Origin of the sequence: Burkholderia perseverans, assembly GCF_022870505.1 — a bacterium.
Classification (GTDB): Bacteria; Pseudomonadota; Gammaproteobacteria; order Burkholderiales; family Burkholderiaceae; genus Burkholderia; species Burkholderia plantarii.
Map to the genome: position 1 here is coordinate 143180 of NZ_CP045093.1, position 12504 is coordinate 155683.

Sequence of the window (12504 nt, forward strand, 5' to 3'; positions counted from 1 at the left end):
TTTACTCATTGAATCCGCCCCAGTTGTAGATTCTGGTGAAATTGTCACGCCGTCCCTGGATGCTTTCCATTTTTTTCGCGTCGATCGGGTGCGAAAACAGGCCGGAGTTGATGACCCTGGTGATCGAATCGACGTTGTCGGAGGTGGCTCCGGCATCCGCCTTCGTGTAAAGGTTGTTGGACACCCAGAAGAAACAGGCAGACCGGATCGCGTAGCGAACCTCGGCGACGCGGTCGGGGTTGGCCTCGAAATCGATGTCGTCCTCGGATGGCCAGTTGGCGGCCCGGTTGTTCCGGTTCCAGGTCGTGAGGCGTTGGTAGCCGCCGCGGTGCGTCAGCTGGATATAGCCGCGCCCGCGATACTTCCAGCCGTCGCCGCTCTCGATATTGCCGTTGCTGTCGGAGTCCGCGTAGGTGCGATTGGCGATCGCCTGCTGATTCGCAGGATGGTCGTGGGTTCTGCCGTAAAGCTCGGCTTCCTGAGGGTTGTGGATGAAATAGCTGAACAGCTGCTTCAGTGCCGTCGACGCGTAATTCATGCCCTCTATCGGCACGCTCAGCGTCGCACCCACTTCCTGCTGGATCTGCGCGAACAGATGGCAGCGCCGCAGCGGCTTGTCGAGTTTGTACAGATCGATATGGGCGTTGAGTTCGTCGACGACGGCCTGGATGTCCTGTTGCGAGGCATTCGGGAACAGATGCTTCAACTGCTCGATGGTGAACCGGAAGCCGACCTTGAAATTGCCAACAAGGCCGACCGGATGCAGATGGTGGACGGTGGCCGAGGCCGGGAACGTGTCGACCCCCCTCACTGCGCTCCAAAACCGCAACGCATCGATCCGCTTCTTCTCCGCCTGCCACACCGGCAAGCCCGCATGCATGTGCGAATCGAGCGCGTCCCACTTGCTCATCTCGCCGCCCCACTCGCTCTCGTATCGCACCACGAGATGATCGATGCGATCGGCGAGCCATGGTTTGCCGAGCGCCAGCTGCAGCTCCTGCGCGCTGATCTTGCCGTCCTTCTGCTGCTGGCCGTCGATCGCATCCTCGAGTTTCTTGATGGTCTCGTCCGAGCGCGCGCTGTTGAACGAATCCTCGAAGCTCGCGAGTTCGTCGGGCGTGCCGCTGTCGGCGACGAACAGCGCGCGCTGGAACATGTCGGACACCGACGTGTCGAGGCTCACGAGATCGAAGCCCGGCCAGTCCCACGGACTCTTCAGCTCGACGAGCGGATGGCCGTGGTCGCAGGCCCAGCCGTCCACCTGCGCGTTGTTCTCGTCGGCGATGCTGACGGCGTACCAGGTCTTGTTCTCGGCCTCGACGCAGGACGGCGCCGCGAACGTGACGATCACGCGAGTCCAGGCCGCGGCCGCGCCGCCGGCCGCCGCGATGCTGAGCGGGAAATGGCTCCACGCCTGGCGCGCGCCGCTCGCCTGCAGGTCGCCACGCGCGATCCACAGCGCGGGTTGGTCGGCGATCGGGTGGCCCGCCGCGTTGACCTTCGCCACCTTCGCCCACGGGCCGGCGGCCGGCGAATCGGCGGCGGCCTTCACGGCCGTGCCGGCGGGGATCGAGGTGTCGGCGGCCGAGGGCTGCACGAGCTTCGCGCCCTTCGAAATCAGCAGCAGCTTGCGCGCCTTCGGATCGAGCTGCTGCGCCCGCGCGCGGCTGCGCGTGATGAACGCGTTCAGGTCGTCGCCGGTGAACACCTCCACATGCAGCAGCGGCCGTTCGCCGAGCTTGGGCGGCAGCGTGTGGTGCGCGCGCGCCTCGGCCAGGCGCTGGTATTCGCCGAGATAGGCCACGGTCTCGCCGGCCGCGATCTTGTGCGGCTTCGGCAGCACGTGGACCTGATCGACGGTGGGCGGCAGCAACTGCTTGTCGAGTTCCGCCAGATAGACCCAGCCGACGGTGCCGGCGGCGGGGGCGGGCTTGTCTTCCTCGTAGGACTGCATCGATCCCGACACGAAGCTGTCGATCCTGCCCCACGCGCCGTGGGTTTGCCCGATCTTCAGCTGCGTGCCGCGCGCGAGCCATCCCACCACGTTGGCATGCCCGGACGCCGACGCGCGCACGCGCAGGCCCTGCGCCGTGTTGTCGACATGGCTGGCGCCGGCGGTGGTCAGCCGCGGATCGGACGCGCCGGTGCCGACGCTGCGGACCTCGGTCGCGCCGTAGTACGCGGGCAGCGTCTTCGCATGGCCCTGCGGCGGCGGACTCGCGTCGTAGCCGTCGAGCGGCAGCGTGTGCATGTAGAGGCTGAAGAACGTCAGCGTGTCGGCGGCGGCCGGCGTGCCGCCGGGAGCCGGAGCCGGCGTCGAACCGGGCGCGGGCGTTGGAGCCGGCGCAGGCGCATTCCCGTTACCGCCGGCCGGTTGCGCGGTGGGCGGCGGCGGCAGCACGAGCCGGTGCCGCACCAGCGTGAAGCCGTGCGAATACCCGGCCTTGCCGCCGTCCGGATAGGCCAGTTCCTGCAGCTTCGAATCGAGCCGGAACGCCACCACCTCGCCGTCGGCGATGCATTTGACGCCGCCGTCCTGGTCGAATTTCGCGGCGGTCTGCGCGCCGAAGTGAATGCCGCCGTGCCACAGGCCGTTGGCGCCGAGCGGATAGAAGCCGTCGGCGGCGGTGGCGAGCGCGGCCAGATAGCTGTCGGGGCCGGCGTTCGACGCGCTGGTGGTGCCGGCGGTGCCGGTGGCGGGTTTCAGCGGAAACGGATAAGCCCAGCCCGCGACTTTCGACGGTTGTTCCGGTTGTTGCGCCACGCGCTAGCCTCGGTTCGATTCGGGAGTGGAAAATGAGTGGACGGCGGGCCGCATCAGCCCGAGAAATCCACCGAGCGGGCGCCGTTGCTGCCGGCCCACGCGGGGAATTTCTCGTCGAGCCGCGCCGGGCCGCTGAAGCCGTGCTGCGCGCCCTTCACGTCGATGGTCCCCGGCGCGTGGATCTCGATGTTGCCGTCCTTCAGGCGCAGGTAGGCGCCGCCCGAGGTCAGCAGCAGCTCGCCCTTGGCGATCGCCTGCAGCTGGTCGGTCGAGGCGACCAGCTTCAGCGTCTTCTGCGCGGTCAGCTCGATGTTGTCGTCGTGCGCCTGGATCTCCACCTTGCCCTTGCCGGCGAACAGCTTCATGCCGGCGTTCTGCACGAACAGGCTCAGCTTCTGCGCGACGCCCGCGAGCAGCGACTTGCCGGTGGCCAGATTCACGCTCTGGCCGCTGACGAGGTTGATCTGCCGGCCGGCGGCGAGGTGCGCGGACTGCTGCGTGGAGAGCGCGATGCCGGCCGGGCTGCCGATCAGCATCACGGGCTCGGCGAACGCGTTGGCGCTGCCGGTGCCGCCGCCCGCCGTGTTGCCGCCGCCGGCTACCGCGCCCTGCGCGTTCGACCGGGTGGCGGCCACGAACTGCTTGAACGCGTCGGCGCCGTCCTGCAGCGGTTCGGCCTGATGCGTCGCGCTCGTCTGCGAGACCGCCTCGACCAGATCCTGCGCGTTGGCGAGCTGCGCGCGCGCGTCGGTCACGTCGAGCTGCTGGCTCGTCGCCTTGCTCGCGTGGGTACCGAGGTAAAGGCCCTGCGAGGCGCGCACCGCGCCGAACGCGTCGGACTTCAGGTCGAAGCCGCTGCCGAGATAGGCGCCGCGCGCGTTGCCGTCCTGCGCGATCAGGTAGCCGAGATGCAACTGCGAGCTGGCGCTGCTGCTGGCCAGCTGCACGCGGTTCTGGCCGGTGGCGTCGTCCATCACGAGCTGGTTGTAGCCGGCGCCACCGTATTCCTTCGAGCGGAAGCCGGACAGGATGCCGTTCGAATGCCAGTTCGGCCTGGTCGAACGGTTGTAGACGCGCCCGGTCACGATCGGGCGATCGCAGTCGCCGCCGAGCCAGTCGATCAGCACTTCCTCGCCGACGCGCGGCAGATGCACGCCGCCGTAGCCGTCGCCGGTGTCGGCCATGGTCGCGCGCACCCAGCACGACGCGTTCTCGTCGCCGTCGTTGAGGCGGTCCCAGTGGAAGCGCACCTTGATGCGGTTCAGCGTGTCGGTATAGACCTCCTGACCGGACGGCCCGACCACCATCGCGGTCTGCGCCTTCATCGGCGGCTTCGCGTGTTCGAACGGGCTGCGGAACGGCACGCTGCGGCGCTGCGCCTCGATCTTCACGAGCAGGAAGCCTTCGCCGCCATCGGCGGCGGCCACCGTCAGCGCGCCGGCCGTGCCCTGGTGCTCGGCGCGGATCGCGGCGAGCCGCTCGCGCAGGCTGTGCGGGAACGGTGACGCCTGCGTGGCCGGCAGCGGCAGGTTGTTCTCGATGTACCAGCTCGCCTCGATCACGCCGAACTCGCGATCCTGCGCGCCGTCGGTGTCATGCACGGGATGATCGTCGAGCGTGAACCAGGCGCCCGCGTCGAGCCGGCGCACCGCGCCCGCGCCGCTGAAGCGCTTCGCGCGCGACTCCCATTCCTGCATGCGGATCCCGGAGAGCTGGTCGCCGCGCGGCTGCTCGCCGTAGGTGTAGGCGCCGGTGTATTCGTACACCTCGGCCTGCTGGGGCAGGCTGCCCTGGGTGGCGAGCGTGGGCACCGAGGTGCCCTTCGGATTGACGGCCGGGGCGGGTGACTTGTAATCGAAGGTGCGGGTGGTGAGGGTGGTGCTCTGCAGCGTGCGGGTGCCGCTCCATTGCACCAGCGCATCGGTTTCGGCATTCACGCCGGATCGGTAAAAATCAACCGATTGCGGATTTAAAACCGGTAGAGCGGCAAAATCATCGGTAATAACGACCGTATGCGATTTACCATCCGCGGCTTGTTCGAAATAACTGAACAGGCCTTCCGATTCCATAATCCGCTGGCAGAAATTCCAGTCGCTTTCGTATTGCACGCAGAACGACCGCTGCGGCAGCGCTGTCTTGATCGCGAAACGGAAAGCGCCGCGCGCCTGCGGGTGGGCCGCGAACACGCTGGCGAGGATCGCGTCGGCGCTCTGGTTCTGCCAGATCCGGGCGTCGTGGCGGAACCGCAGGAAGTGCAGCCACGAGGTGAATTCGAGCTGGTAGCTGGTCAGGGCGCCGTCGGCACCGAGCCGCCGCGCCGTATGGACGTAGCCGTGGCGCGGCCGGTACGACTGGTCGGCCTGCTGCAGCCACAGCGTGACGGGCTGGGCGATCAGCTTCTTCAGTTCGACGTCCTCGCGCAGCGAGACCACGTCGAGCGTGAAGCGGTAGTCGCGGCCGATGCGTGCGTGGCCGACCACGCGTTGCGGTACCAGGACGTCGCCGCCGAGCGGCGTGTCGAGCCGGATCAACCGGTCGTCCTGCATCAAGCCGGCGGCCATGGATGCCGCGAGATCCTGCGCCCCCATCGTCTGATTCCTTGCGGTCCTGTCTAATTAGGCGGGGCTATTCTACATAATAGATTTGGCAAAAGGCGGATTTAAGGGTTTGCATAAAGAAAAAGCGAATTGGGCCGATGATTTTCAGCGGCCTTTTCCTCAATGCCCGGTATTCTCGCGCAGCAGTTTTCCGTGAATTGCGTCGCGCTCGCGCGGCTCGCGAATGAAGATGCCCGACAGCACCGCGCCGGCCAGCGCCACGCCGCCCGCCAGCAGGAACGCCGTGGCGAACGAGCCGCTGCGCTGCACGAGCAGGCCGGTCACGGCCGGCCCGATCACGCCGGAGAGGCTGCCCACGCAGTGCATGCAGCCGCTCACGCTGCCCACCTTCGCCGGATGCACCACGTCCTGCACCACGGCCCAGTACAGCGCGCCCGTCACGTACAGCAGGAACAGCGCCACCGACATCAGCGTCACGGCGCTGGCGGCCGTCTGCACGGTGCCCGCCACGCCGACGCAGAGCCCGGTGCCCACCAGCGCCACCACCAGCACGATCTTGCGCGACAGCATCAGCCGGCCGGTCCAGCGGAAGATCGCGTCGGAGATCGCGCCGCCCGCGGCGAGCCCGACCGTGCCCACCAGCCACGGCGCCACGGTGGCGAGGCTCATCTCCTTCAGGTTCAGGTGATGGGCCTGCACGAGATAGCTCGGGAACCAGCTGAGGAAGAAGAACAGCACGTAGTTGTAGCTGAAGAACGCGAACGCGGCTGCGATGATGAGCGGCTGGCGCACCCAGTCCCACAGCGACAGCCGCGCGGCTTCGGGGCCGAACGCCGCACGGGCGCTGCCTTGCGCGCCGGCCGCGTTGGCCGTGTCGATGCCGGCCGGCTGCGCCCCGGTTGCGGTCACGAGCCGGCTGCGGCCCGGCTCGTCGGCGGTCAGCGCGATCCACGCCACCACCCACACCAGCCCGATCGCGCAGATGATCCAGAACGCCGGACGCCAGCCGAAGCTGACGGCGAGCAGGCCCACCACCGGGCCGGCCAGCGCGCCGCCGAGCGGCGAGCCGGCGCTCAACAGGCCCATCGCGGTGGCGGCGCGCTCGTGCGGCATCCAGTTGTTGACCATCTTGTTGGCGCCGGCGCAGAGCGGCCCCTCGGCCATGCCGAACAGCACGCGCACCACCAGCAGGCTCGCGAAGCCGACTGTCACGGCCGTCAGCCCGCAGAACAGCGACCAGAGCCCGACGGCCAGCACGTAGACGAGCTTGGGCCCGAGCCGGTCGCTGGCCAGCCCGCCCACGAAGTTGAACAGCGCGTAGCCGACGAAGAAGCTGCTGAACACGATGCCCATCTGCGCGGCATCGATGCCGAGGTCCTGCTGGATCAGCGGCGCGGTGAGCGAGAGCGCCACGCGGTCCAGGTAGTTGATGCCGTAGACGAGGAATAACAGGAACACCGTTATCCAGCCCATGGTGCGTTGCTTCATGCCATGTCTCCTGATTCGGGTTCGCGCGTCCGGCCGGTGGGCCGGCCCCGGTGTCGCGCGTGCCGGGGCGGGCGGCGCCGGCTGTCGTGCCGGGCGCCGCGGTGAGCCTGGGTGCTGCGCTCAGCGGTGGCCGGGCGCGTCGAGCAGCGCGCCGGTGCCGCCGCGGCGCAAGGTATCGAGGTGCCGCGCGAGCCGCGCGATGAAGTGCTCCGGCCACGGCGCGTCGCCGAACACGCTGGCGTGGCCGAGCGCAGCCCGCGCCTTGTCGAGCGGCGCGGCGCCTGCATGCAGGCGCGCGGCCAGCGCTGCCGCGCCGGGGTCGCCGATCACGAGCGGTTCGCCCGCCTCGCTGCGCGCGCTATCGAGGTAATGCAGCCAGGCGGCCAGCGCGCGTTCGAGCCGCGGCCGCTCGATGCCGGCGGCCAGGCTCTCGCGCAGCGCCGGCAGCCAGCGCACGGGCACCTTCTGGGTGCCGTCGGTGGCGATCTGGCGCGTCTGGTGCGCGAGCGTGGGATTGCGAAAGCGCGCGAGCAGGTCGCGGCAATAGCCGCCGGCGTCGAAGCCGGCCGGCGCCGCCACGGTGGCGAGTAGATCCTCGGTCATCAGCCGATGGACGAAGCCGGCCAGCGCCGGGTCGGCCATCGCGTCGGCCACGGTGGCGCGCCCGCGCAGCTGGCCAAGATAGGCGATCGCCGAATGCGAGCCGTTGAGCAGCCGCAGCTTCATCGCCTCGTAGGGGTGGACGTCCGCGGTCAGCAGCGCGCCGGCGTCCTCCCAGGCCGGCCGCGGCCCGCTGAAGCGATCCTCGATGACCCATTGCGAGAACGGCTCGCAGACGATCGCGGCCTCGTCGCGCAGCCCGAGGCGCGCCTCGGCCGCGTCGAGCGAGGCGGGCGTGGCGGGCGTGGCGGCCGGCACGATGCGGTCGACCATGGTGTTCGGAAACGCGATGGTGTCGCCGATCCGGCGCGCGAGCGCGGCGTCGGTGAGCGTCGCGTATTGCATCAGCAGCCGGCGCAGCGTGTCGCCGTTGGCGGCCATGTTGTCGCAACAGAGGATCGTCAGCGGCGCACCGGCCGCGCGCCGGCGCAGGCCGGCGGCGAGCACGCCGAGCGTGCTGCGCGGCGCGTCGGGCGCGAGCGTGTCGTGGCGGATGTCGGGATCGTGTTCGTCGAGTTCGCCGCTGGCCGGCGCGATGCCGTAGCCCTTCTCGGTCACGGTCAGGCTGACGATCGCGACGCCGGGATCGGCGATCGCGTCGAGCACGCCGGACAACGCCGAGGGCGCGTGCAGCGCGCCGAGCAGGCCGCCGATCACGCGGCTGCGCGCGGCCTCGCCGTCGCTTTCGGTGACCGAGTAGAGCGTGTCCTGCGCGGCGAGCCGGTCGGCCATGCGGCGCTCGCGCAGATGCACGCCGAGCGTGCCCCAGCGCGCGTCGCCGCGTTCGAGCAGCGCCTCCGTGTAGACGGCCTGGTGCGCGCGATGGAACGCGCCGAGCCCGAGATGGACGATGCCGCGGCGCAGCCGGTCGCGTGCGTAGATGGGACGTTGCGTGGTCGGGGCCAGCGCCGGCAGCGCCGCGGTACACAGGAGTTTCGCCATCGTGGGGATGATTGTTACCATGGTAGAGTTCGCGGTGTGCCAAGCTTAAACGGCGCGTATCGCCGATTTTATCGGTGTAAACGCTACGAATGGTTTGTTGCACCTCGCTGCTACCATGGTACAAATCATCGCATACCCACGCTCATGACCGACATGGCCCCCGTGCTGCAGGAAGACACCGCGCTCGCGGCCCTGCGCGGCTTCAAGGCGAACGCCGACCAACCCTATCGCCCCCAGGTCCACCGTTTCTTGCGTGACGCGATCGTGCGCGGCGCGCTGCCGCCGCATACGGGCCTGTCCGAGGCCGCCATCGCCGAGGCGCTCGAGGTCAGCCGCACGCCGGTGCGCGAGGCGCTCGCGCAGCTGGCCGACGAGCATCTCGTGAACATCATCCGCAAGGTCGGCACGATCGTCGCGCCGATCTCGGTCTCGCAGCTGGAGGAAGGGCGCTTCGCGCGCAGCACGCTCGAATGCGCGAACCACGTGCAGCTCGCGCAGACCATCACGCCGGCGCAGCTGACCGAGTTCGGCCAGATCGTCGCGGCGCAGCGCGAGGCCGTGGAGGCCGGCGACGTCGAGCGCTTCTTCGATCTGGACGAGCGCATGCACCGGCGCCTGTTCGAGTTCGCGGGCCGTGGCCACGTGTGGGAGATGCTGCAGCCGATGAAGCGGCAGTTCGACCGCGTGCGCTGGCTGCTGCTCGATCGCGTGGCCGACCACGCGCGCCGCGCGCTGCACGAGCACGAGCTGATCCTCGCCCAGCTGGCCTCGCGCAACTTCGCGCTGCTGGGCGCCACGGTGGCGAGCCACATCGACCGCGTGGGCTCGCACCTGCCCGAGGTGCGCGGGCGCGTGCCCAGCCATTTCATCGATTGATCCAGGCACTACACGCGAGCCGCACACGTTCCACACACGAACCGCCCGCCGGCCGCCGCGCCGCCCGGGCCGCATGCAGAGGGAGAAACACAGTGAAGATCGAACGGTTGCAGACCATCGTGACCTGTCCGGGCCGCAACTTCGTGACGGTGAAGATCGTCACGGACGAGGGCGTCCACGGCCTCGGCGACGCCACGCTGAACGGGCGCGAACTCGCGGTGCGCGCGTACCTGGAGGAGCACGTGTTCCCGTGCCTCGTCGGGCGCGATCCGCGCAACATCGAGGACATCTGGCAATACCTCTATCGCGGCGCCTACTGGCGGCGCGGCCCGGTGACGATGACGGCGATCGCGGCGATCGACATGGCGCTGTGGGATATCCTCGGCAAGCTGGCCGGCATGCCGGTGTACCGGCTGCTCGGCGGCAGGAGCCGCGACGGCCTGATGGTGTACGGCCACGCCAACGGCCGCGACCACGAGGAAGCCGTGGACGCGGTACACAGGCACATCGAGGAAGGCTATCAGGCGATCCGCGTGCAGTCGGGCGTGCCGGGGCTCGACAAGGTCTACGGCGTGGGCAAGGTGGCGGGAGAATACGAGCCGGCGCAAAAGGGCCTGCCGCCCGAGGAGCCGTGGGACACCGCGCTCTACCTGCGCCACACGCCCGAGCTGTTCCGCAAGGTGCGCGAGGCGGTGGGCTTCGGGCCGCATCTGCTGCACGACGCGCACCACCGCCTCACGCCGATCGAGGCGGGGCGCCTCGGCCGCGATCTCGAGCCGTACCGGCTGTTCTGGCTGGAAGACGCGACGCCGGCCGAGAACCAGGAGAGCTTCCGGCTGATCCGCAGCCACACCACCACGCCGCTGGCGGTGGGCGAGGTGTTCAATTCGATCTGGGATTGCAAGGACCTGATCCGCGAGCAGCTGATCGACTACATCCGCTCCACCATCGTGCATGCGGGCGGCATCACGCACGCGCGGCGCATCGCCGACTACGCGGCGATGTACCAGGTGCGCACCGGCTTCCACGGCGCCACCGACCTGTCGCCGGTCTGCATGGCGGCGGCCGTGAACTTCGGGCTGTGGGCGCCGAACTTCGGCATCCAGGAGCTGATGCCGCACAACGCGCTGACCAACGAGGTGTTCCCGCACACCTACCGCTTCGACAAGGGCTTCCTCGTGATGGACGACGCGCCGGGGCTCGGCGTGGAGATCGACGAGGCGCTCGCCGCGAAGTATCCCTACGAGCGCGCCTATCTGCCGGTCGCGCGGCTGCGCGACGGCTCGATGTGGAACTGGTGAGCGTGCGCGCCGCGACGCCGCGCGCGCCGCATTCCAACCCCTTTCAAGACATCAGGAACCAGACATGCTGAGCGTCGTCGTCGACCGTCCCAACAGCCTGAGCGTGCGCGAAATGCCGCTGCCCCAGCCCGCCGCGGGCGAGGTGCGTGTGCGTGTGCGTTACGCGGGCATCTGCGGCTCGGACCTGCACATCTATCGCGGGCACAACCCGTTCGTTTCGTATCCGCGCATCATCGGCCACGAGTTCGTGGGCCGCGTCGAGGCGCTCGGCGAGGGCGTGGACGCCGCGCGCCTGGGCGAGCTGGTGGCCGTCGATCCCGTGATCAGCTGCGGCCAGTGCCAGGCCTGCCGGATCGGCCGGCGCAACGTGTGCCGCAAGCTGGTGGTGCTCGGCGTGCATCGCGACGGCGGCTTCAGCGAATACGTCTGCGCGCCGGCCGCCAACGCCTACCGGATTCCCGAAGGCATCGCCGACAGCTGCGCGGCCATTGTCGAGCCGTTCGCGGTGGCCGCCAACGTGACCGCGCGCACCGGCGTGCTGCCCGACGACGTCGCGCTGATCTACGGCGCCGGCACCGTGGGCCTGACGATCCTGCAGGTGCTCAAGCGCGTGCATGGCGTGCGTGCGTTCATCACCGACCGCCTGGACGAGCGGCTCGCGCTGGCGCGCCGCTGCGGCGCGGCCGACGACGAGACCATCAACACCGGCGAGGAGGAGATCGGCGAGGCGCTGCAAACGCGCGGCGTGGACGGCGGTCCGACGCTGATCTTCGACGCGGTCGGCCATCCGTCGATCCTCGAGGAGGCGGTGCGGCTCGCGGCGCCGGCAGGCCGCATCGGGCTGCTCGGCTTTTCGTCCGCGCCGTCGGCGATCGCGCAGCAGGAGTTGACCAAGAAGGAATTGACGCTGGCCGCCTCGCGCCTCAATTGCGCGATGTTTCCGACCGTGATCGACTGGCTCGAGCGCGGGCTCGTGACGCCGGAGTCGATCGTCACGCACAAGGTGGATTTCCGCGACGTCGGCAGCGCGTTCGAGCTGGCCGAGCACAGCCCGAAGGACACCTGCAAGGTGCTGCTCGACTTCGCGCCGCCAGGCTGAGCGGCGCAGTCCCGCCGCGGCGCTTATTCCCCGATCAGATGCACCACCACCTCGCGCCGGTGCGCGGCGCGGCGATGCTCGAACAGGTAGATGCCCTGCCAGGTGCCGAGCACCATGCGGCCGTGCTCGACCGGAATCGACAGCTGCACCTGCGTGAGCGCCGTGCGCAGATGCGCGGGCATGTCGTCGGGGCCCTCGTCGTCGTGCTCGTAGCGCGCGGCGTCCTCGGGCGCGATCTCCTCGAAGTAGCGTTCGAGATCGCGCTGCACCGACGGATCGGCATTCTCCTGGATCAGCAGCGACGCCGAGGTGTGCCGGCAGAACACCGTCAGCAGCCCGTCGCGCACCGATTGCTGATCGATGAACGCGCGCACGCGCGTGGTGAATTCGACGAGGCCGCGCCCACGCGTCTCGATGGCAAGGTGCTGGATGGCCTGTTTCATCGGCGGCGTGCGGCTCAGGCCAGCGCGGCGAAGCCGTCGGCCTCGATCTGCGCCGACTCGGTGGGCCGCACCACGCGCGCCACTTCGGCGCCGTCGCGCAGGAACACCAGCGTCGGCCACAGCTTGACGCGGAACGAACGGCCGAGCGGCCGGCCGGGGCCGTCCTCGATCTTCAGGTGGCGGATCCCGGGGTGGGCCGCGAACGCCTCGCGGATCGCGGGCTGCGCGCCCTTGCAGATGCCGCACCAGTTGGCGCCGAACTCGATCACGGTGGTGCCGGCGAGCGCGTCGACCTCGGCGCGGCTCGGGGCATCCTCGGAATAGGCTTGCGGGGAACTCATCGTCACTCCCGGTGCTGGAGGAAAGGGGCGGC

Annotated in this window: 9 protein-coding genes; 3 read left to right on the forward strand and 6 right to left on the reverse strand. The window is 69.3% G+C overall.

Features of this window, described 5'->3' with window-relative positions; translation table 11 throughout:
* Position 1 precedes the first annotated feature (1 nt).
* The 4 genes from BpN12_RS00665 to BpN12_RS00680 form a co-directional block, all read right to left on the reverse strand.
* A complete protein-coding gene (locus BpN12_RS00665; RefSeq protein ID WP_246793373.1) occupies positions 2–2764 on the reverse strand; it encodes a hypothetical protein in 2763 nt (920 codons plus the stop codon).
* Positions 2765–2817: 53 nt separating this feature from the next.
* Positions 2818–5352: a type VI secretion system Vgr family protein gene (locus BpN12_RS00670; protein ID WP_246793374.1), complete on the reverse strand. Its 2535-nt coding sequence runs from the start codon at positions 5350–5352 to the stop codon at positions 2818–2820.
* 129 nt (positions 5353–5481) lie between these two features.
* Positions 5482–6810, reverse strand: a complete 1329-nt coding sequence (locus BpN12_RS00675) for an MFS transporter (protein WP_246793375.1) — start codon at positions 6808–6810, stop codon at positions 5482–5484.
* 120 nt (positions 6811–6930) lie between these two features.
* Positions 6931–8412, reverse strand: coding sequence for a mannitol dehydrogenase family protein (locus BpN12_RS00680; RefSeq protein ID WP_246793376.1), 1482 nt, complete (start codon positions 8410–8412; stop codon positions 6931–6933).
* A 144-nt stretch (positions 8413–8556) separates the two neighbouring features.
* Between BpN12_RS00680 and BpN12_RS00685 the strand changes: the two genes are divergently transcribed.
* The 3 genes from BpN12_RS00685 (at position 8557) to BpN12_RS00695 (ending at position 11688) form a co-directional block, all read left to right on the forward strand.
* A complete protein-coding gene (locus BpN12_RS00685) occupies positions 8557–9288 on the forward strand; it encodes a GntR family transcriptional regulator (protein ID WP_246793377.1) in 732 nt (243 codons plus the stop codon).
* Positions 9289–9380: 92 nt separating this feature from the next.
* Positions 9381–10589, forward strand: a complete 1209-nt coding sequence (manD, locus tag BpN12_RS00690) for a D-mannonate dehydratase ManD (protein WP_246793378.1) — start codon at positions 9381–9383, stop codon at positions 10587–10589.
* 64 nt (positions 10590–10653) lie between these two features.
* Positions 10654–11688, forward strand: coding sequence for a Zn-dependent oxidoreductase (locus BpN12_RS00695; protein ID WP_246793379.1), 1035 nt, complete (start codon positions 10654–10656; stop codon positions 11686–11688).
* Positions 11689–11711: 23 nt separating this feature from the next.
* Here BpN12_RS00695 and BpN12_RS00700 read toward each other — a convergent pair whose 3' ends face one another.
* The gene (locus BpN12_RS00700) at positions 11712–12131 is read right to left on the reverse strand and encodes a secondary thiamine-phosphate synthase enzyme YjbQ (protein WP_246793380.1); all 420 of its coding nucleotides are present in this window, start codon (positions 12129–12131) and stop codon (positions 11712–11714) included.
* 14 nt (positions 12132–12145) lie between these two features.
* Complete coding sequence (locus BpN12_RS00705) at positions 12146–12472, reverse strand: thioredoxin family protein (RefSeq protein ID WP_246793381.1); 327 nt, start codon at positions 12470–12472, stop codon at positions 12146–12148.
* Between the last annotated feature and the right edge of the window lie 32 nt (positions 12473–12504).